Origin of the sequence: Bdellovibrio bacteriovorus (assembly GCF_001592735.1) — a bacterium.
GTDB classification, from domain to species: Bacteria; Bdellovibrionota; Bdellovibrionia; order Bdellovibrionales; family Bdellovibrionaceae; genus Bdellovibrio; species Bdellovibrio bacteriovorus_D.
This window is the reverse complement of the sequence record NZ_LUKE01000001.1, coordinates 1,324,307-1,344,550: the sequence shown is the minus strand read 5'-3', so window position 1 is coordinate 1,344,550 and position 20,244 is coordinate 1,324,307. Positions and strand designations below refer to the sequence as shown.

General features: G+C 45.1%; 16 protein-coding genes. 12 read left to right on the top strand and 4 right to left on the bottom strand.

What is annotated here, in order from left to right:
• Positions 1–49 precede the first annotated feature (49 nt).
• A complete protein-coding gene (locus AZI86_RS06520; RefSeq protein ID WP_253715803.1) occupies positions 50–1,681 on the bottom strand; it encodes a glycoside hydrolase family 3 protein in 1,632 nt (543 codons plus the stop codon).
• 87 nt (positions 1,682–1,768) lie between these two features.
• Between AZI86_RS06520 and AZI86_RS06515 the strand changes: the two genes are divergently transcribed.
• On the top strand, positions 1,769–2,503 hold the full coding sequence (locus AZI86_RS06515) for a hypothetical protein (protein WP_157684648.1): 735 nt from the start codon (positions 1,769–1,771) through the stop codon (positions 2,501–2,503).
• Positions 2,504–2,506: 3 nt separating this feature from the next.
• On the opposite strand, the gene mfd is transcribed toward AZI86_RS06515, so the two are convergent.
• Positions 2,507–6,028 (bottom strand): transcription-repair coupling factor, encoded by a 3,522-nt coding sequence (mfd, locus tag AZI86_RS06510; protein ID WP_061834270.1) that lies wholly within the window; start codon positions 6,026–6,028, stop codon positions 2,507–2,509.
• Positions 6,029–6,147: 119 nt separating this feature from the next.
• Between mfd and AZI86_RS06505 the strand changes: the two genes are divergently transcribed.
• The 10 genes from AZI86_RS06505 to AZI86_RS06460 all read left to right on the top strand — a co-directional run bounded on the left by AZI86_RS06505 (position 6,148) and on the right by AZI86_RS06460 (position 17,334).
• Complete coding sequence (locus tag AZI86_RS06505; RefSeq protein WP_061834268.1) at positions 6,148–6,516, top strand: NADH-quinone oxidoreductase subunit A; 369 nt, start codon at positions 6,148–6,150, stop codon at positions 6,514–6,516.
• 3 nt (positions 6,517–6,519) lie between these two features.
• A complete protein-coding gene (locus AZI86_RS06500) occupies positions 6,520–7,665 on the top strand; it encodes a complex I subunit 1/NuoH family protein (RefSeq protein WP_061834266.1) in 1,146 nt (381 codons plus the stop codon).
• 10 nt (positions 7,666–7,675) lie between these two features.
• On the top strand, positions 7,676–8,212 hold the full coding sequence (locus tag AZI86_RS06495; RefSeq protein WP_061834265.1) for an NADH-quinone oxidoreductase subunit J: 537 nt from the start codon (positions 7,676–7,678) through the stop codon (positions 8,210–8,212).
• On the top strand, positions 8,202–8,525 hold the full coding sequence (gene nuoK, locus AZI86_RS06490; protein ID WP_061834263.1) for an NADH-quinone oxidoreductase subunit NuoK: 324 nt from the start codon (positions 8,202–8,204) through the stop codon (positions 8,523–8,525). Before AZI86_RS06495 ends, nuoK begins: the two co-directional genes overlap by 11 nt.
• A gap of 10 nt (positions 8,526–8,535) precedes the next feature.
• On the top strand, positions 8,536–10,467 hold the full coding sequence (nuoL, locus tag AZI86_RS06485) for an NADH-quinone oxidoreductase subunit L (protein WP_061834261.1): 1,932 nt from the start codon (positions 8,536–8,538) through the stop codon (positions 10,465–10,467).
• A 4-nt stretch (positions 10,468–10,471) separates the two neighbouring features.
• Positions 10,472–12,025: a complex I subunit 4 family protein gene (locus AZI86_RS06480; RefSeq protein ID WP_061834259.1), complete on the top strand. Its 1,554-nt coding sequence runs from the start codon at positions 10,472–10,474 to the stop codon at positions 12,023–12,025.
• Complete coding sequence (locus AZI86_RS06475) at positions 12,025–13,488, top strand: NADH-quinone oxidoreductase subunit N (protein WP_061834257.1); 1,464 nt, start codon at positions 12,025–12,027, stop codon at positions 13,486–13,488. Before AZI86_RS06480 ends, AZI86_RS06475 begins: the two co-directional genes overlap by 1 nt.
• Positions 13,489–13,605: 117 nt before the next feature.
• Positions 13,606–14,520 carry an AAA family ATPase gene (locus AZI86_RS06470; RefSeq protein ID WP_061834256.1) on the top strand — a complete coding sequence of 305 codons (915 nt, stop codon included), beginning with the start codon at positions 13,606–13,608 and terminating at the stop codon, positions 14,518–14,520.
• On the top strand, positions 14,456–15,397 hold the full coding sequence (locus tag AZI86_RS06465; RefSeq protein ID WP_081111800.1) for a DUF58 domain-containing protein: 942 nt from the start codon (positions 14,456–14,458) through the stop codon (positions 15,395–15,397). The genes AZI86_RS06470 and AZI86_RS06465 overlap by 65 nt, the downstream gene beginning before the upstream one ends.
• A complete protein-coding gene (locus AZI86_RS06460; protein WP_061834254.1) occupies positions 15,397–17,334 on the top strand; it encodes a transglutaminaseTgpA domain-containing protein in 1,938 nt (645 codons plus the stop codon). The genes AZI86_RS06465 and AZI86_RS06460 overlap by 1 nt, the downstream gene beginning before the upstream one ends.
• 15 nt (positions 17,335–17,349) lie before the next feature.
• On the opposite strand, the gene AZI86_RS06455 is transcribed toward AZI86_RS06460, so the two are convergent.
• Together AZI86_RS06455 and AZI86_RS06450 are read right to left on the bottom strand one after the other, a co-directional pair.
• Entirely contained in the window at positions 17,350–18,111 is a 762-nt protein-coding gene (locus AZI86_RS06455) for an OmpA family protein (RefSeq protein WP_061834252.1), read from the bottom strand.
• A 75-nt stretch (positions 18,112–18,186) separates the two neighbouring features.
• Positions 18,187–19,386, bottom strand: coding sequence for a patatin-like phospholipase family protein (locus AZI86_RS06450; RefSeq protein WP_061834250.1), 1,200 nt, complete (start codon positions 19,384–19,386; stop codon positions 18,187–18,189).
• A gap of 284 nt (positions 19,387–19,670) precedes the next feature.
• Between AZI86_RS06450 and AZI86_RS06445 the strand changes: the two genes are divergently transcribed.
• On the top strand, positions 19,671–20,165 hold the full coding sequence (locus tag AZI86_RS06445; RefSeq protein WP_061834248.1) for a hypothetical protein: 495 nt from the start codon (positions 19,671–19,673) through the stop codon (positions 20,163–20,165).
• Positions 20,166–20,244: the final 79 nt, after the last annotated feature.

Here is a 20,244-nt window from a genome sequence, read left to right as displayed (position 1 = left end):
GTAAATTTTTCCCGGGGACAGCCAGCGTCCGTCAGTGTCTAAAAGATATTCAGCGTAAAACTAAGTTCGTCGAAGAAGAATATAATATCTGATCAAGATGTTCGGCGATTTTTTTTCCAGAGTCTTCGTGGTTAAAGAATAAATTCATCACTCGCGGCGATTTCGAATTTTTAGAAAACAGTTTTGGTGATCCTAAGTTTATGACAATCGATTTTTCTTTTAACGATGAAGCGAGAGCTTTAGTAAGACCAGCGGTTTGCGGACCCGTGACCGCAAAAAGGACCTTATCACAACCTTGCTGCTGCACCCATTCCTTGACGGTGTCTGCTTTAACTCCGCCCGCGAGCAGACGAGATTTCACCGAGCGCTTGGTCGCCCTCTGAAATGAAGATAAAAACTTTTTATTAGGGGCCAGCAGACAGATATTTTCCGAAGAGGCCATCGATCTTTTTTGCACCTTTGGCGGCAGATCTTTAGGCATCAAAGCCGCGCTGAGGTTTCTTTCTAAGATCGTGGACTCCAGCTCTCGGTAATCATTTGAAGTGAGTGAGTTTCCTTGAAACAGAGAAGGGGACTGAGGGCTTCGACGGTAAAGATTAGCAAAGGCCTTCGCCGTTAAGATGCGTTTCATCTTTTCATCCACAGCCTTCATTGGCAGCTCGCCTGAAGCCACTGATTTTTTAATATATTGAAAGGCCTTTTCTTGGTCCGCAAAGGAATAAGTTAACATCACGATGTCGGCCCCAGCTTGCAACGCCTTAAGAGCGGCGGCTTCGGGACGCAGAAGCTGTCTTGATCCCTGCATTTGTAAATCGTCAGTGACGATTAAGCCTTTATAGCCCAGATCGCGCCGAAGAATATCTTGAATGATTTTTTTTGAAAAGCTTGCGGGCTCTTTAGATTCATCCAGGGCAGGGTAAATGTAATGTGAAAGCATGACCGCAACACTCGGACCTAGCTGCGCGTATCCCTTGTATGGAAGAAGATCTTTGCTGTAAAGGCGATCTAAAGGGGTATTGTTTTCGACTACTTTGTGGTGTGGGTCGGCTTTTAGGTCTCCGGTCCCGGGAAAATGTTTAGCCGTGGGAACAACCCGTGCCTTTAAAAGACCTTTGGAGTAAGCAAATCCAAGCTCCCGAACCAGGTTTGGATCAGATCCAAAAGATCTTACACCGATAAAGCTTCCACTGAACGGATCAGAGACGTCTAAGACCGGCGCGAGGTTCATATTAAATCCGACTTCGCGTAAAAATCTGCCGGTGATTTGACCCATTTCTTCAGCCATAAGCGGTGATTGAGTTTGTCCAACAGCAAGAGCATTCGGTTGAGCAGGTACTATCGGAAGTCTTGAGACCGCACCGCCTTCTTGGTCGATAGCAATCAGTGGAGGGAGTTTTGAAACTTTAAAGCTAAGCTTGTAAAGTTGGTCATTGAGCGTGCGAATCTGTTCTGCGTTTTTAATATTTCTTTTAAAAAGCAGATAAGAGCCGGGCTTATGCTTAGCGATGAATTTTTCTAAGCTTGCGTCGATTTTAGTTTGCGGAAATCCGACGATGAAAAGCTGCCCGACCTTTTCTTCCAAAGTCATCTGGGCGACTTTTTTTTCGACCAGGTTGTCGATATTCTTAGGAAGAGCTAGCACAAGGTGGGGAAATAGCATCAGCCAGAGAGTAACACTCAAATTTCGAATATTTTCCCTGATATACTTGTGCATAGGTAAAGCGTATCATTCAGCCCTTGGGAATATAGGTAAGATTTGCGAGACAGCATGAAATTGCACCTTAGTCTGAAAATTCTAATCGTATGGAGTCTGGGAGTCTGCGGAGTCGTGGCCTCAGCCCAAACGCAAGAAGACCCGCCTCTTGTCGAGGTTGAACTTAGCCAGGACAATCTTGCTCCGTATGTTGAGCGTCGTGATAATTCAGGGGTTTATTTTGGCATTGCGTATGAGGGTGTTGATCTTAAAAACTATATTTCAGTTTTAGATGGTGTGAATCAAAGCTACGCGAGCATTTTTGGATCTAACCCAGTTCCGCTAATTCGCCTGAATGTTGATTATAAATATAATACGGCATTGGGATCTATCGCTGCGGGAATTGATTTGGGAACAGGCCAGCTTTCCGGAACGGTGAATGGGGTGACCCATGATCTATCGCTATTGAAATATGGGGTAGGACTAAAATGGACGCTCGACAACCTGTGGACGGAGCCTTACGTGGCGCCGTATGTGGGAATCAACTTTTGGCAGATGGGAATTAAAGAAAAAACTCCTACGGATAATTTTGATATGACCACGGATTTTGGATATAACTACACCCTGGGTTTTTTATTTCAATTAGATTGGCTTGATTATGATTCCTCAAAAACGTCAACGTGGGATTGGGGTATCGAAAATACATTTGTAGATGTGTATGCCACTCAATACGCAAAAACGATGTCGGATGCGGACCCCAATACCGAGACCGACTTCCTGTACGGAGCGGGCCTAAGACTTGAATTCTAGCTTCTAAATTAAACGCAGAAGGTTTTCCAACTCTTCGTGTACCGCTGACCAGCTAATAGTTCCCATTTTAATATTCAAACGGTTGTCTGGGGTTAAGGAGTATTTTTTTGATTCGCGCATCGCTAAGCCGATCACGGCTTCAGGCTTCAACTTGGTTTGCGCTGTAAAGATTAATGAAATAGATTTTACGCCTGCACTGACGTCCCGAACTCCGAGTTCTTTGCAAAGACGGCGTATCAACATCAGCCCCATTAGATTCACGGTAGGCTCTGGGATGGTGCCAAACTGATCGCGCAGCTCTTCTTCGATGCGATCTAACTCATCAGCGGACGTAATATCGGCCAGCGCTTTGTAATAACTTAAGCGAATACGAATGTCGGCAATATAGCTATCAGGAATCATGGCAGGGATGCGCAAGTTTATTTCAGGATCCAAATCCATGTCTTCCACGGCCTCACCCTTGGCTTGCGCTAGGGCTTCGTTTAAAAGATCCATGTAAAGTTCATACCCGACGGCATTGATGTGTCCGGATTGTTCTTCACCCAAGAAATTTCCCGCCCCGCGAAGCTCAAGATCGTATTGTGCGATCTTAATGCCGCTACCTAATGCTGTATTTTCTTGGATAATTTTAAGACGCTCTTGCTGTTCTTTATCAAGCTTGCGATTTCGCGGCATCATTAGATAGCAATAAGCCCGCGTTTTGCTGCGACCCACGCGTCCACGCAGTTGATATAACTGCGACAACCCAAACATATGGGCGGAATCAATAAACATGGTGTTAGCACGAGGCACGTCCATGCCGGACTCTACGATGGCAGTACAAATAAGGACGTCAATTTCATGGTGAAAGAAGCTAAGCATGGCTTTTTCTAGCTCATGCTCTTCCATTTGGCCGTGAGCTACCTTGATGCGTACCTCCGGAACGATATTGCGAATTTCATCCGCCAATCCGTAAATAGATTCAATGCGATTATGAATGAAGTAAACCTGTCCACCGCGGGACACTTCTGCGGTGATGGCTTTGCGAATCGTATCTTCATCAAACTTGGTCACAAAAGTTCTGGTTGGAAGTCGATCCACGGGCGCGGTGTTTATTAAACTTAAATCGCGCACGCCCACCAAGGCCATGTTCAAAGTTCTAGGGATAGGAGTGGCTGACAAAGTTAAAGTATCAACACTGTTTTTGATCTTTTTAATTTTTTCCTTATGAGCAACGCCGAATTTTTGTTCTTCATCGACTATCAATAGGCCTAAATCTTTATATTGGATTGAGGATCCTAAGAGCTTATGAGTACCAACCACGATATCGACTTTGCCATCTTTAAGATCTTGCAAAGTCTTTTTAACTTCCGCGGTGGAGACAAAACGATTTAAGACGCGGATATCTACGGGCCATCCATCAAAGCGCTTTTTCAAAGTTTCAAAGTGCTGAAACGTCAGGACGGTGGTCGGCGCGAGCAAGGCCACTTGTTTTCTGGCTTGCACGGCAAAGAAGGCCGCGCGCATGGCGACCTCAGTTTTACCAAAGCCCACATCGCCACAGATAAGGCGATCCATCGGCTTCGTGGAGTGAAGATCCTTTTCAATATCGTTAATGGCGCGCAATTGGTCTTCGGTTTCTTCATAAGGAAAGCCATTTTCAAATAAAGAAATTTCGCTTTCTTTAAATTCGAAGGGCGGCCGATGAAGTTCGGCCCGTTTTGCATACAGGGCCAGCAAGTCAGACGCGATATCCCGTACATGAGATTTAACTTTGGTCTTAGTTTTTTCCCAGGCCGTGCCGCCAAGTTTATCCAGGACGGAGGTGGCGGCTGCGCCAGAAAATTTTTGCAGCTGTCCCACGCGATAGACGGGGAGGTAAAGTTTGTCTTTGTCTTTATACCCCACCTGAATGTACTCGGACTCCACGCCGCTGATGTTCATCAGCTTTAAGCCTTCATACTGTCCTACGCCATGCTTGACGTGAACGACCAAATCGCCCGGTTTTAAATCACCGAAAGCCAGGCGTTTTGCTTGCTTTTGAAAATCTTGAGCACCCGAAGAATCGCGCGAGCGAAGTTTTTTTCCGTAAAAATCTTCATCGCGCAAAAAGACAATTTTTTCTTCGTCTAAACGCAAGCTTTCAACCAGCCCGCGCGGAATTACATGCACGAGGCCGGCATCGCGGTCTTGCTCTTGAAGCCAGGTGTCCCAACGATAGTCGTCGTCGGCAATTCGCTGAATGCGCAAATCCATTTTTTCAAAGATCAGCTTTAGTTTTTCAATGTGGGATTGATTTTTAGATCCGACAAAGATGCGATATCCATCGGACTTCCAGCGGTGAAGTTTATTGGCGGCGGCTTGGGACCACAAATCGGATCCGATGGGATTTGCCAGGCTTAAGTTGTTAAAGTCTTGGGTGTTATAAGTTTTATATTCGACGTGAGCATCTTCGCTATTTTCTTCATCAAAATATTGAAGTGACGAAAAATAAACTTCGCGAGAGTTTTCGGGAAAACGCAGCTTTTCAAAACCCTCGTAAAGAGACTCAATTTCTGGGTGAATAACATATTTGCGACTTTGAGCAAAATCAGCTTTAAGATCGGATGCCAGCTCATCCGTGACGCGAGAAATCTCAATCGGATCTAAGAACCAAACGTTCACCGGCCCTGGGAAGTGATCTAGGGGCGAGGAAAGTTCCCCGTAAAAATAGGGCAAAAGAAACTCAACGCCGGGAAAGACATTTTTAAGAACCAAAGATCGCAACAGATCTTCGGCTTCAGCCTTATCGACTTCACGGCCATCAATCATGCCACGGACACGTTGCAAAAGCCGCTCATGGGTTTCGTCACGAAATAAAACTTCTCTTGCTGGAGTCAAAACAAACGATGAAAGTTCGTCCGTGCTTCTTTGGTCAGAGACGTCAAAATGACGAATGCTTTCCACCTGATCACCAAACAAATCTAAACGGACAGGCTTGTCGGTTGTCGGTGGAAAAATATCAACAATCCCCCCACGCAAAGCATACTGACCACGATCTTCGACCATGGGAGCTGCTGAATATCCTAAAGAATTTAAAAACTCAGCGATGTCTTCTGGCAATTCGTCGCCGGAAGAAACTTTGCGAGAGTTTTTCTTTAAAATTTCGACAGGCAGAGTTTTTTGCATCAGTGCGTCAGACGGGGATATGAAGATTTCTCCAGCTTTGGCATTTTGGGCCGCCGACAAAAACGAAATGCGATCACTGACAACTTTTGTGTTTGGATAAAGACCGGAATATGGAGAGACATCAAAAGAAGCGAAGAGGTGGCTTCGACGAGACGGGTCAAAGAACTCAATCAGCTCTGAAAGTTTGCGTGCATCTTGCGCACTACCAACTACAACCAGATGCGGCAAGCTGTTGATTTTTTTAGAGTAAGTTTGCGACAAGAAATACGCGAGCGCCAGAGGTGATGAGGCTCCGGTGACGTTGATTTTTCCTCGTGATGTTTCAAAGGCTCTTTCCAGAATGGATTCGAGTCTTGTGTGAGTGCTCTCGGCTTTCATGTGGTGGAGTTATCCTGCCATGCTTATCGCCTTGTTTCCATTCATATTTCTTGGTTTTCACAGACGACACATATATAACTAATTGAAATCCAAATAATAACGACAACTTTGGAGGGGCCATGCCACTCGGTGGTATTATCTTCATTTTTATTTTCATCGCGGTATTCGGTGCATTCTTGCTATGGGTCGCGTCCAAAACCGGCGGTAAAGCCAAGTATAATCCGGTAAAATTTGAACCGTACGAGTGCGGCTTACCATCTCAATACAAAAAAGATACGAAAGTTTCGGTAAAGTATTATCTGACGGCGATCCTTTTTATCTTGTTCGATATCGAGATCATCTTCATGTATCCATGGGCGGTTTCTTTCAGAGAATTCATCGCTACAGGGACTGGCGCATTCGTGTTGATTTCAATGATGGTCTTCATTGCGATCTTCATTTACGGATTGTTCTGGGAAGTAAAATCAAAAGCATTGGAATGGGACTAGTTCATGGGAATGGGTAAAGATATTTTTGAAATTACAGTCAACGGACTGAAATTAGTCGTCATCTTTCTGATGATGGTTCAAGCCGTTCCTATCTTGGTTTGGCTAGAGCGCCGTGGATCGGCATTTATCCAAGATCGTCTGGGGCCAAACCGCGTAGGACCTTTGGGTTTAATGCAGCTTCTTGCCGATGCCGTTAAGTTCTTAACAAAAGAAAACTTCGTTCCAGAAAGTGCGAAAACTTTCTTGTACTATGCAGCGCCGGTGTTTGCGTTGATTCCGGGTGCGGTGGCGTTTTCCGCGATTCCGATGTCGACACCCATTCAAGTAGCCGCGTTTGAAATGTTTGGCTCTTCTTGGGGGCCCTACACATTCCTTGTTCAAGGTTATGAAATCGGTATCGGCATCGTTTTCATCTTGGGTATTTCTTCACTAGCTTCTTACACCCTTTTGATGGCGGGCTTTGGATCGGGAAATAAATACGCTTTGATGGGTGCTCTTCGAGCGTCAGCTCAAGCAATCTCTTATGAGTTGGCTTTGGGTCTTTCTATCGTCGGCATCATTATGCTTTATGGAACTTTTGATTTAACGGCAATGACACTGGCTCAACAAGGTCCATTGAGTTTTAACTTCTTAGGTCACAATGTTGTGGCGAGCTGGCTTCCAAATTGGGGTATCTTTTACCAGCCGTTAGCGGCCTTGTTGTTCTTCACGACCACATTTGCTGAATCAAACCGCCTGCCATTTGACTTAGCTGAGGGTGAATCCGAGCTTGTTGCCGGTTTCCACACCGAGTACGGCGGATTTAAATTCAATATGTTCTTCATCGGTGAGTACGGCCATATGATGATCGCTTCTGGTTTAATGGCGCTATTCTTCTTTGGGGGTTTCAGCATTCCTTATGTGACTGTTGGCGAGCTTAATGAATGGGCGACTTCGATTGGTTTTGGTAGCGGTCTTGTGGCCCTTCTGCACTTCCTTTCGTTCTTTATCAAGTTTGCGTTTTTTATGTGGGTTTTCATTTGGGTTCGTTGGACGCTTCCGCGCTTCCGTTACGATCAATTGATGGCCTTCGGATGGAAAACGCTTTTGCCGTGGGCGCTAGCGAACACAATCGCGACCGCTTTAATTATTTACGTAGCATCATTGTAAGGAGACTGACGTGACTGCAGATGCTTTTTTATTTTGGTTCTTAGCTTTTGTCGTTTTAGCAAGCGGCCTTAGCGTGATCTTGATGAACAATCCGATTTATTCTGCTCTTTGCTTGGCCATGACCATGGTGGGAATTTCGGCGTTGTTTGTAACCTTAAACGCATTTTTTATCGCCGGGGTTCAGTTGATCGTTTATGCCGGCGCGGTGATGGTTCTTTTTGTCATGGTGTTGATGCTTTTCGACTTAAAAGCCGAAGTGCAGGCGTTTACCCGCGGACGCGTGACGGGCGCACTTAAAATTGCGTCAGTGGGTTTGTTGGCGGGCCTTATCGTAGCCGCCATCACGGTATCAATGAGCCTGATTCCAGAAAAAACCACCGACAATCCAGTGATGGTTGGTAACGGTATGGAAACGACCAAGGCATTGGGTAATATTCTTTTCTCTAAATATATTTTCGGCTTTGAAGCATTGGGCGTTTTATTGCTTGTGATCGCAGTTGGTGCGGTGGCTTTGGCGCGCAGTAAAGGTGGAACTCATGAACACTGATTTTATTACCAACATCGGATTGACCCACTACTTGGTTCTGTCAGCGATGCTTTTTGTTATGGGAATGGCGGGCGTTTTGCTTCGTAGAAACGTCGTCGTTCTTTTGATGTCGATCGAGCTGATGTTGAACTCAGTGAATTTGACATTCGTGGCGTTCAGTAAGTTCTTGGGTCTGTTAGACGGACACATCATGGTCTTTTTCGTCATGACGATTGCGGCGGCGGAAGCAGCGGTAGGGCTGGCTTTGACGGTTTCGATCTTCAAACGCTTTAACGAAGTTAACATTCGTTTCTTTGAGCATTTGAAGGGATAGGGGATAGACGATGAATCACTCTCTTTTAATGGCTATTCTTATCCTAAGCCCCTTCGTTGGTTTTTTAATCAACGGAGCTCGTTATAAAAAACACTCTGGAAACGTTGCGGGAAGTATCGCGACGTTAGCCATCGCGATTTCTTTTATCAGCGCCATCCTTTTGGTTGTTGATTTGGTAGCGATGCCGGCCGAGTCTCGCCGTATCGCGGTTTCATTTTTTGAATGGATGGCGATTGATAAGTTCAAGGTGAACGCGGGCTTCGTAGTCGATCAAATCAGCGCCATTATGATCCTGGTCATCACGGGTGTTGGAACTTTGATTCACTTATTCTCTATCGGGTATATGCACCACGATAAGGGTGTGGCGAAATACTTTGCTTACTTAAACCTCTTTATCTTTAACATGTTGTTGCTAGTTCTGGGTGACAGTTTGTTAGTGATGTTTGTGGGTTGGGAAGGTGTGGGTCTTTGCTCTTACTTGCTAATCGGTTTCTGGTTCACAGATTCAGAAAAAGCCGCCGCAGGTATGAAGGCCTTTGTCACGAATCGTGTGGGTGATGCCGCTTTCTTGCTGGGTATGTTCATCCTGTTTGTAAGCTTTGGTACTTTAAACTTTGCGGAGTTAAATGCATTAGCTCCCACGGTGGCTGAATCGTCTTGGTTGGGCGCGGTGACTTTAGGAACATTGTTCCTATTTATCGGTGCGACAGGTAAATCAGCACAGATTCCGTTGTATGTTTGGCTTCCAGACGCGATGGCGGGTCCGACACCAGTTTCTGCCCTGATCCATGCCGCGACGATGGTTACTGCTGGCGTGTATATGATTGTGCGCTTGAATCCGTTATTTATTGTGGCTCCAAATACGATGATGGTTATTGCAATCATCGGTGCTGCAACGGCCGTTTTAGCAGCGACAATTGGTATGACCCAGTGGGATATCAAAAAAGTTTTGGCTTACTCAACCGTATCGCAACTTGGCTATATGTTCTTAGCTTGCGGTGTTGGGGCGTTTGGCGCGGCGATGTTCCACTTGATGACCCATGCGTTTTTCAAAGCCTTGATGTTCTTAGGTTCGGGTTCGGTGATCCATGCAATGCACGAAGAACAAGATATCCGCAAGATGGGCGCATTGAAAAAATACATGCCGATCACGCACATCACGTTCTTATTGGGCTGGCTGGCGATCATCGGGGTTCCGCCTTTTGCCGGGTTTTTCTCTAAGGATGAAATTTTGGCTTACGCATTTAATTCGCCCTTCGGTTCGCCCATTCTTTGGGCGGCGGGTGCTTTGGGTGCGACGTTGACCGCGTTTTACATGACTCGTTTGATGGCGCTGACTTTCTGGGGCAAAAGCCGTGTACCACAGGATGTTCATCCACATGAATCTCCGGCATTGATGACCATTCCTTTGATTGTGCTAGCGATCTTGTCTGTTACCGGCGGTTGGATTGGTATTCCGCATGTCATTGGCGCAGTTTTGGGCCATATTCCGAATGTGTGGGAACACTGGTTGCACCCATTGATCTCGCCAATCCCAGGTTGGCAGCCCATTGATCACGCGACAGAGTGGACTTTGATGGGTGTATCTGTTGGTTTGGCGACAATTTCGGCGATCGTGGCGTACCAGTTCTATGTGAAATCTCCGGATACTCCGAAGAAATTTGCGGAAAAAATCAAGCCTATCTACACCCTTATTTACAACAAGTACTTTGTCGATGAGGCGTACTTTGCTTTCATCATTAATCCGCTTGTGAACATCAGCCGCAACACTTGGTATTACATCGACGTGAATTTCATCGATAAAATGACATATTTGGCTGGTGATTTAGCAAAAGGAATGGGCTCAATGGTTCGTTCTTCTCAAACCGGAAATATGCAGCAATACGCGATGTACATCGGTATCGGTGTCGTAGTTGTCCTTTCATTTGTGATCATGAGGTAATGGTATGATCCTTAGTAGCATTGTTTTTCTACCTCTTTTGTTTGCGCTGATCGTAGCTGTTTGGCCAAAAGCCAATACGATCCGCCACCTAGCTTTGGGCCTTTCGGTGGTTGAATTTATTTTAAGCTTAGCCCTTTTCAAACAATTCGATCCGAATAGCTCGGGATTGCAAATGGTTGAAAAGTTCATGTGGATTGAGCGCTTCGGTATTCAATACTTCATGGGTATCGACGGAATTTCTTTGTGGCTTGTTCTTCTAACCACATTCCTTACGCCGATTATCATCTTGGCAAGTTGGACTTCGATCACAGAACGTATCAAGGGCTTCCACGTTTGTATGTTCTTGCTTCAAACCGCGATGCTAGGAACTTTTTTAGCGTTTGATGCGGTCTTTTTCTATTTGTTCTGGGAGCTTTCACTTATCCCGATGTATTTCATGGTTGGTATCTGGGGTGGTACTCGTCGTATTTATGCGACAGTTAAGTTCTTCATCTATACCTTTGCCGGCTCGGTGATGATGCTTGTAGCGATCATCTATATGATGTACCTGACCCAAGAAGCCACTGGAACAATGAGTGCAAGTCTTCTTGATTTCTATAAGCTTCAGATTCCTTTTATCGGCGGGACATTCTTCAGTCTTCAAACACTTCTTTTCTTTGCTTTTGCTTTGGCCTTTGCAATCAAAGTTCCGGCTTTCCCGGTTCATACTTGGTTGCCAGATGCCCACGTTGAAGCTCCGACTCCAGGCTCTGTCATTCTAGCTGGTGTTATGTTGAAAATGGGTACTTACGGGTTCATGCGCTGGGTGATTCCATTATTCCCAGAGGCGGCTGAATATTGGGCATGGTTATTCATGCTTATCGGTACTGTCGGGATTATATATGGAGCCTTGGTCGCGATGGTGCAACCGGATGTGAAAAAACTTGTGGCGTATTCTTCAGTGTCGCACATGGGTTACATTTTGCTGGGTCTGTTTGCTTTCAATGCATACGGTATGGCGGGTGGCTTATACCAAATGCTAAACCACGGTATCTCAACGGGCGCCCTGTTCCTGTTAATCGGTATGATTTACGAAAGAACGCATTCGCGTGAAATTTCAAAATACGGTGGATTAGCGGGTGTATTGCCGATTTTCACGATTTTCTTTTTCATCATTACTCTTTCTTCAATTGCGGTTCCGTTGACGAACGGTTTTGTGGGAGAGTTCTTCATCCTGCTTGGAACTTTCCAAGCAAACCCAGTGTTTGCATACTTTGCAGTATCCGGTGTGGTTTTGGGTGCGGTTTACATGTTGTGGATGTTTAAGCGAGTGTTTTTTGGTCAAAAAGGAGAGCTGGTTGCGGATGAACATCACCCACTTCACGATTTGAACTGCCGTGAAATCGTGGTTTTAGTTCCACTAGTGATCATGGTCTTCTGGATGGGATTATTCCCGAATCATTTCCTGAATTATTCTAAAGCGAGTATTGACCACTTGGTAAATAATAGAACGAACTACAACTTGACCATTGTTAACCCTGGCGATCAGAAGATTCAGCACGCGCAAGGAGAGCAGTAATGAAAATCGATATCGGACTTAGTGACATCCTGCTTATTTCGCCAATGATTGCGCTTTTCTTGGCAAGCTTGATTCCGATCACAGTAAAAGTTTTGCGCGGAAATAAAGAGCAACCAGCGATTGCAACACTTTCACAAGCGATCTTGGGTCTGGTTGTTTCTATCGGTCTTTTGATTGTATTTGGTGGCGCGGGTAAGACAGCTTTTAATAATGGCCTTATCTTTGACGGCGTGACTCAGTGGTTGGGCGTAATTGCTTTGGCTTCTGCTGGTGCGGCGATCATCATGATGTACGAAAATCCGTCTACTAAGGGCCGACAGTTCTCTGAATTGATCTTCTTAGCTTTAAGCTCTGCCATCGGGATGTTGATCCTAGTATCCGCGGTAGATCTTTTAATGGTCTTTATCGGCTTAGAGATGATGTCGTTGTCTCTTTATTTGATGATCGCGATGAGCCATGAAGAGAAGCTTTCAAAAGAAGCTGCTTTAAAGTACTTCGTACTTGGTTCATTTGCTTCAGCAATTTTCCTTTACGGAACGGCGTTTATTTTCGGATCGACGGGTGGAACAAACATCCTTAACTTCATGGAAGTAGCGCCAGATCTTATCCAAACAAGTCGTTTGTTTTTGTTTGGTATCACTTTTGTGATTCTGGGCTTCTGCTTTAAGGTTTCAATTGCTCCGTTTCATGCGTGGACTCCGGATGTTTACCAAGGATCGCCAACTCCACACACCGCTCTTATGGCGACAGCGGTAAAGGCCGTTTCTTTTGCGGCATTTTTAAGAATTATCGCGACAAAATCGTTGATCGGTTCAGAGCACCTATTTGACATGCTTCAATGGTTGGCTGTTATCACGATGATCTTGGGTAACACGGCAGCGATTCTTCAAAACAACTTTAAACGTATGATTGCATACTCGTCAGTGGCTCACTCTGGTTATCTTTTAGTGGGAGTTATCACGGCAGGTGTTAGCGACAACTCAGCATTCGGAGCTTCAGGAGTGATCTTTTACCTTCTAAGCTATGGCCTTATGACTTTGGGTGCTTTTGCGATTGCAAGCATGCTTGAAAGATCTGAAAACCACATTGTAAACATCGACGATCTTGCGGGTTTTGCAAAACAGCGTCCAATGTTGGCATTGTGCTTAACGGTTTTCTTGCTATCTTTGGCGGGGGTTCCACCCACCTTAGGCTTCTTTGGTAAGTTCTATCTTTTCAACGCGGCTATTGGCGAAGGTCTTTTATGGCTAGCGATCTGGGGTATGTTAAGTTCCGTTATTGCGGTTTATTACTATCTTCGTCCGATCGTTGTTATGTACATGCGTGAAGGCAATGCAGAGATTGCGGGACATTCACTCAATGCCACAACAGTCACAGCGGTAGTGATGGCTTTAGCTATCACGTTGATGGGCTTTGTATCGGGTCCAATCTTTACGGCGGTCGAAGCATCCCTATTAAGATAATCTTAAAGTCCTAGACTAGAAAATTTTAAAAAGCCCTGAGCAATCGGGGCTTTTTTTATATTCTTACGAGGAAACAGGACTAGTTCTAGACTGCGTGAGACGGTATTCTGGGAATCCATGAATCATAAATTCCAAGCTCTTATTTCTGAAGCCTCAAAGATTGTTCTAGATAAAGAAGCGGAAGTTCGTTTGGCCGTTACCTGTCTTTTGGCAGGTGGACACTTGCTTATCGAAGATTTGCCAGGTGTGGGTAAAACCACATTAGTGCAAGTGTTAGGGCGCTTGATTGGATTAAAAACACGACGAGTCCAATTCACGATTGATTTGCTTCCGGCTGATGTCATTGGCGGACAAGTGTATCATCCTCAGGAACAGAAATTTCATTTTCATCCAGGCCCTTTATTTTCGCAGCTAGTGATGGCAGATGAACTCAATCGTGCCAGTCCGCGCACGCAAAGCGCGCTGCTGCAGGCAATGGAAGAAGGCGAAGTTTCTGTAGACGGTATTAATCACGTTCTGCCTAAGCCCTTTTATGTGATTGCAACACAAAATCCGCATCAGCAAACGGGAACATTCCCACTTCCGGAGAGTCAGTTAGATCGTTTTTTAATGAGCTTAGAGTTAAACCACGCGCAAAAAGAAACAGAGGTTAAAATCTTCCAAGGTGAAGATCCTCGCCAGCAGTTACAGAAAATTGAAGCGTTATTCAACGAACAAGAAGTTGAAAAGCTCATTAAAGAAGTCGAAAAGGTGAAAGTCTCTACGATCGTGGCACAATATGTTGGGGATCTTTTGGAAATAAGCCGCAAACCCGGCTTTGAAGGAAATCCTTTGTCGACGCGTGCGGGCCTAGCCCTTACCCGAGCGGCCAAAGCTTGGGCCATCATGGATGGACGGGATTATGTCCGGCCTGAGGATGTGCAAAGTGTTTTAATTCCAGTATTGGGTCATCGCTTAGGAGGTAACCATGGCATCAAACGAGGCCGCGAGTGGGCATACCAACTTCAAAAGTCGACGGCCGTTCCTGTCTAGTCCCCAAGTCAGAACCTACATTTTACCGACAGGCTTTGGTTATGCCTTTGGTGCGGTGGCGATCATATTATTTTTTTTGGCTGTCGGTTATGCCAACAACTTGATTTATATATTTCTTTTCTTCCTGATTTCCGTTGCCCTCACAGGAATGATTATCACCAACCGAAATACGGATGGCGTTGAAATTGGAAAAATCGAACCGAAATCATCTTTTGCCGAAGAACCCGCATCCGTTTTAGTGTCCTTAAAAAATCGAAGGACCTCGAAGCTTTGGGAGCTCGAACTTTTCTTTCAACGAAATCCGGAAATGGCGTTTAAAGAAGTTCTAAATGAATCAATCGAAGAATATATCGAAGTTCCATTTAGCTCCAAAAAACGGGGCGAAATTCAACTGCCACGTTTAATATTACAAAGTCGTTTTCCCGTAGGGCTTTTTCGCGCGTGGAAAGCGTACAAAAAGACGCCCCTCATTTTGATCTACCCCGCTCGCAGGGGTGATCCCCGCTTTCCCCTAAGCTCTAGCGCGCCGGAAGGAATCCAGAACCTAGGGCTGTTTCGAGATCATCGTATTTATCAAAGCTCGGATCCGGTACGTCGAATTGATTGGCGAGCCAGCGCTCGCAGACAAGATTTATTGGTCAAAAATTTTGAGGAAGGCGAGAAGCCTTCGCTGAAATTCCATTGGGAGCAAACGGCGTCGCTAGAAAACTTTGAAGCACGCCTTTCGCAGTTAGCGTTATGGATTGATGAGGCTGAAAAGCATGGCCACGAATACTCGTTAGAATTCGGCACATTTAAGACCGCATTTTCTAAGGGACCGGGACAGCACAAAAACTGTCTTGAAATTTTAGCGCGCGCCAAAGAAGGAGTGGTTTGATGAACCGCTCTTTTTACGGCAATAAAGTTTTATCTTATTCATTTCTTACAGCGATGATTATGGTGGCAGTGGAAGTTTCACCCGTTATTGGAATATTCTGCGCGTTTTTAATGGGCTGGAAATGGGTGGTTGAAAAACGCGGATGGAGGCCCCTTTCGCGTCGGTGGACCGGAATTTTAAGTATACTGGCCTTGATACAAGTGCTTGTGCAGTTTCGTACTATTGTCGGACAAGAACCGGCTTATACATTTTTGTTAGCGCTGTCTGCTTTGCGGGTTATGGATTATAAAACAGATAGAGATCATCGTTTTATCGTCTTGCTTGGTTTTTTGCTAATTTCAATTAAGGCTTTGTTCAGCTTAGATATCTACTGGATCGTACCTTCCGTTTTTGCATTTGCGGGGCTGTGGTATTCGTTATTGCCGCCAGCTTATCCGCAGCGTCTGCGGTTGACGATTAAGATGTTTATCTTATCGATGCCTTTGGCGATGTTCATGTTTTTTGCGTTTCCAAGATTTGTACTTCCGTGGGCGATGTCACGCGGAGCTTCCCAACAGGCCGAGGTCGGATTTTCTGACGAGATAAGCCCTGGACGAGTGGCAGACATTGCAAGCACGAATGCGATGGCATTTCGCGCGCGCTTGCACAATCTTCCACTGTTCATAACATCTGATATGTACTGGCGTGGTTCGGTATTAAATGTATCTAAAGGTCTTAGTTGGAGTCCGGGACGGGCCGCAGGACTTAATCACTTACAAAAAATTGAAGATTTACCAAGTTATGATGTGGCGATTGAAGCTACATCGCAAAGATATATTTTTGCTTTAGAAGGCACGCGGATTGTGCGCAGTGAGTTCGGCGGAATAGTTCCATTAGAACAAGATGTTTTTAGATCAACAAGAATTCTTTCAAAGGCCACAGTGTACGTGGGTTTTTGGGATAAGGACTATATCAATCGTGAGCAACCCACAGATCAAGACTTACAAACACCCCCATTGCGCGGAAAAGTGCGGGAGTGGGTTGACGCCGTTAACGGTAAAAAATTAAATACCAAAGGGCGTTTGGCCGAGATCAAAAATCTTTTTTCTGAAACCGGATTTTTTTATACAATCGCGCCGGGCACCTATGGACCGAATGATTTAGAAGAGTTTCTGTTTACCAGAAAGCGCGGCTTTTGTGAACACTATGCCGGGGCGTATGCTTCTTTGGCTCGAGGCTTGGGCATTCCCGCACGGGTGGTCATCGGATATCAGGGTGGCAGATATAATCCCTGGGGAGATTTTTGGAGGATATCGCAAAAGGATGCTCACGCGTGGGCAGAGGTTTTTGTTGATGGCCACTGGCAACGGGTTGATCCGACAGCGTGGGTGGCACCGTTAAGACTTTCCATTGGGGCAGAAGAATTTTTTAATCTTTCAGAAGAAGACCAAAAGGCATTTGCGAAATCGGCGAACTGGCGTCCGACATGGGCCAACTCTACGATGATTTGGGATCAAATAACCCTTTGGGCGGAGGATCTGAATTATCAGTGGACTTATTTCTTGATTGATTTTGATCGTGGCAGTCAGAAAAACTTTTGGCAGAATCTTTTAGAACAAAGGGGACCGCTGATTTTATTTCTGATAGCCGTGGCGTTGTTCGTTTACGTGGCTGTTCGCCACCGCTTCCGAAAAGCAAAGAAACTTTCGCCCTCGCAAAAACTGCTTTTAGAAATTGAACAATGGGGTTTATCTAAAAACCTTAAGCGTGAATCCCAACAGCCGCCCTTGATTTATTTTGAAAAGATCTCTGAAGCCTATCCACAGCTTAAGCCGGTATTAGAAAAAATTGGTCATTCCTATGATCGTCATGTTTACGCTGAAGACTTAACTGCAGGTGAGGATATAGGAAGCCTGCGCACGGAATGGAAAGAGGAAATAAAAAAGGGTCCTTTTTAGGACCCTTTAAGTTTTTTAGTTCGACGAACCCATTTTATTTAATTCATCATAACCTGGCATCGTTGAAAGATCCGGTACTACCACAATCGCAATGCGACGGTTGGCCGCTTTACCTTCTGGTGTATCATTTGGTTTTACTGGACTTGTATCACCATAACTTGCCGCACTCACGCGGTTTGCTGGCATTCCCGCATCAATCATCGCGCGCGTTACATTTAAAGCACGCGCGGATGCAAGCTCCCAGTTAGATGGGAAAACAGCTGTCGCGATAGGTACATTGTCTGTATGACCTTCGATTTGGTAACGTTTATCGGGGATGTTTTTAAGCTGATTGGTGACTTCTTTGATTGCTTCCATACCGGCAGCTGAAAGTTTTGCTGAACCAGAACCGAAAAGAACGTCAGAACCCAAGCTTACAACCATTTTTCCATCGATGATTTGAACGGTTAAAGCACCCGTATCAGCCAATTTTTTGAAACGAGCTGTTAAATCTTCGAATTCTTTGAGTCGTTTTCTTTGTTCGGCTTGGCGTTCACGCATTTCCGCCATTGCTTTTTTCATTTCATCTAAAGACGTTTTAAGCTGTCCGCGATCTTTGGCTGAAGCGATCAATGTGTCTTGTAGCTTTGCTTTTTCCGCGTTCAAAGATTGAACTTCAGTTTTTTCCTTTTGGATTTCCGCCTTTAAGGAATCCATCTCAGTTTGATGTTTTGATTTAGAAACGCAGGCGCTCAAGGCCAAAGATAAAGCCGCCGCCGCAATTACATATGCTCGCATTAAAACCTCCATGTCATATATATGTCCCAATATTGTGCGGGCTGGAGGTATCAGAAACAAGCTTTGATCTATTTTCTAGATGTCGTGATGGCGAAGAGTGTTGATTGCAGATTTAAAGCCGATTTTAACAATGCGGGCTAAAATTTCTGGATTCAAACTAAAGTGGTCCACAAAGAACATTTCATAGTTCTGCGGACGCGGAGAAATATAGATGTAATCCACTTCGGGACGATAGTTTGCACGTTCCCTAATAATTTCAAGAAGTTTCTCTTTGTGCTCTTCGGGTAAGTTTGTTTCTTTAAAGTATCCATCCACCGCTTTATAGATGCTGCGAATTTCATTGCGGTGCTGGATGTGGCGCATGATCTTTTGCTGAACCACTTGGTAAAGGGCTTGATTAGCAATAAGTGGAATTCCGTAATTATGCAAAGAGCCCATTTCTTTGGTGTAGTGGTATGGCTGGATTGAAAACGACGAAATGACTAGATCGGCCCCGTTATCGGCCGCGACGTGCGTGGATAAAGTGTCACGAATTTCGCCGTCATAATAGAAGATCTCTTTTCCATCTGGACGTTTAATTCCATAGGGAGAAAAAACGGGAGGCAAAGCGGTTGAGCAAGCAACGGCATCGCTGATCGTAGCGTAGTTAATATATTTGGTGTCGCCGGTTTTATAGCTTTCCGGGAAATCACCAAAGATGGCCTTACGGGTATGGTTCAGCTGGGTACCTATAATATAGAGTCCGACTCCCAAACGTGAAAAATCATTATCTAGCAAAACCTCTTTGCGTAAATAGGACTCCATACCTTTGGTTGAAAAAAGACCATTTAACTTTAGACCGTTTTTTAAAAGAGACTCAAAGCCACCGGTGACCAGGGCCTTTTCCATCAAAGTTCGAGGGATGAACTTTAAAAGCCCGCTGGCATTTAAGTTAAAAATGTCCCGGTAGGACATTGGTTTCAGGTAACGGATGTCATTCTTTTCAAAAGTCGGAATGGTCCCCGAGCCGACCTGGAAGGCGTTGATCAATGACTCAACAGGATAGCCCGCCGACAAACATGAAGCGATAAAAGCACCAGCGCTAGAGCCGACATAAAGTCGAATGGTCAGAGGATCCTTGTCATTAAAATTCTGACGCACCATCTCTTTGGTTCCGCCAGCAAATTTAAAGCCTTTTTCTTGAAGAGCTAAGCAGACTCCAATATGAAAAGCCGCCGCTTTAATGCCGCCGCCACTTAAAACCAAAGCTACTTTTTTCTTATCTCTAATTCGCATATGCCTTCACCAAGTATCTAGTGTCCGCAGTCTTGGCGCAAAGAGTTCTTTGGTAGGCGTGAAGAAAGTTGCGACAAAAGTGTGCATACTCAAGGCGAAGGTCCTGCTCAAAAGCCGTGACCAGTGTGAATAACATGGTGAATAGCCAGATGAAGGTCCTGAAATTCAAATTTTTTGTTTTAAGTAGTCACACAAAATTTGACAGACCGAAGTCCTGTGATAGTGTTGGTTATGCAAACGGTTAGGGTGACCACCTCACCAGAACTGTTTGAAGAGGGGATTTAATGATCGTTGAAAACTCTGATTCATGGCTACCGCTAACGGAGTACTCCACTAAACATAAGATTAGTGTGAGCACACTTCGTCGCCGAATCAAAGCCGACGACATTAAGTTCCGCTTCGAAGACGGCAAGTACTTCATCATGGATGAACCGATGGGTACCCATCAACGTGTACATCGCCCCTCCCAAGAAAGCGACCGAAACTACTCCGCCGAAGGCGGAGTGAATACGGCGGTGGGTGCTCATCAAGGAACGGATGCCATGAAAGAAGCGAATCGGGCTCAGGACCTGCAAGAAAAAACGGCAAAGATAAATAAGGATGAGCCCATCCTTACTGCCGCGAACAAGCTTTTGAATGAACTCAAAAAAGCTTACACCCAAATTCTTCAGGAAAAAGAAGAGCAGATCTTTCAGCTGAAAGACGAAGTTTCGGACCTCAAAACACTGGTCCGTGTTCTTGAATCTGAGAACGAAAGACTTAAAGGCTTCAAACAATAATCGCGAACATCGGTAAAAATACAGACGGACGCATTATGTCATCGATGTAATGCGCCGCACCTGTTCATTGATTGATTGC

What these genes read in the sequence shown, in the direction of transcription:
- AZI86_RS06515 (WP_157684648.1), top strand. Translation starts at nt 1,769, where the DNA reads ATGAAATTGCACCTTAGTCTGAAAATTCTAATCGTATGGAGTCTGGGA.
- mfd (WP_061834270.1), bottom strand. Translation starts at nt 6,028, where the DNA reads ATGAAAGCCGAGAGCACTCACACAAGACTCGAATCCATTCTGGAAAGA.
- AZI86_RS06505 (WP_061834268.1), top strand. Translation starts at nt 6,148, where the DNA reads ATGCCACTCGGTGGTATTATCTTCATTTTTATTTTCATCGCGGTATTC.
- AZI86_RS06500 (WP_061834266.1), top strand. Translation starts at nt 6,520, where the DNA reads ATGGGAATGGGTAAAGATATTTTTGAAATTACAGTCAACGGACTGAAA.
- nuoK (WP_061834263.1), top strand. Translation starts at nt 8,202, where the DNA reads ATGAACACTGATTTTATTACCAACATCGGATTGACCCACTACTTGGTT.
- nuoL (WP_061834261.1), top strand. Translation starts at nt 8,536, where the DNA reads ATGAATCACTCTCTTTTAATGGCTATTCTTATCCTAAGCCCCTTCGTT.
- AZI86_RS06480 (WP_061834259.1), top strand. Translation starts at nt 10,472, where the DNA reads ATGATCCTTAGTAGCATTGTTTTTCTACCTCTTTTGTTTGCGCTGATC.
- AZI86_RS06475 (WP_061834257.1), top strand. Translation starts at nt 12,025, where the DNA reads ATGAAAATCGATATCGGACTTAGTGACATCCTGCTTATTTCGCCAATG.
- AZI86_RS06470 (WP_061834256.1), top strand. Translation starts at nt 13,606, where the DNA reads ATGAATCATAAATTCCAAGCTCTTATTTCTGAAGCCTCAAAGATTGTT.
- AZI86_RS06465 (WP_081111800.1), top strand. Translation starts at nt 14,456, where the DNA reads ATGGCATCAAACGAGGCCGCGAGTGGGCATACCAACTTCAAAAGTCGA.
- AZI86_RS06460 (WP_061834254.1), top strand. Translation starts at nt 15,397, where the DNA reads ATGAACCGCTCTTTTTACGGCAATAAAGTTTTATCTTATTCATTTCTT.
- AZI86_RS06455 (WP_061834252.1), bottom strand. Translation starts at nt 18,111, where the DNA reads ATGCGAGCATATGTAATTGCGGCGGCGGCTTTATCTTTGGCCTTGAGC.
- AZI86_RS06450 (WP_061834250.1), bottom strand. Translation starts at nt 19,386, where the DNA reads ATGCGAATTAGAGATAAGAAAAAAGTAGCTTTGGTTTTAAGTGGCGGC.
- AZI86_RS06445 (WP_061834248.1), top strand. Translation starts at nt 19,671, where the DNA reads ATGATCGTTGAAAACTCTGATTCATGGCTACCGCTAACGGAGTACTCC.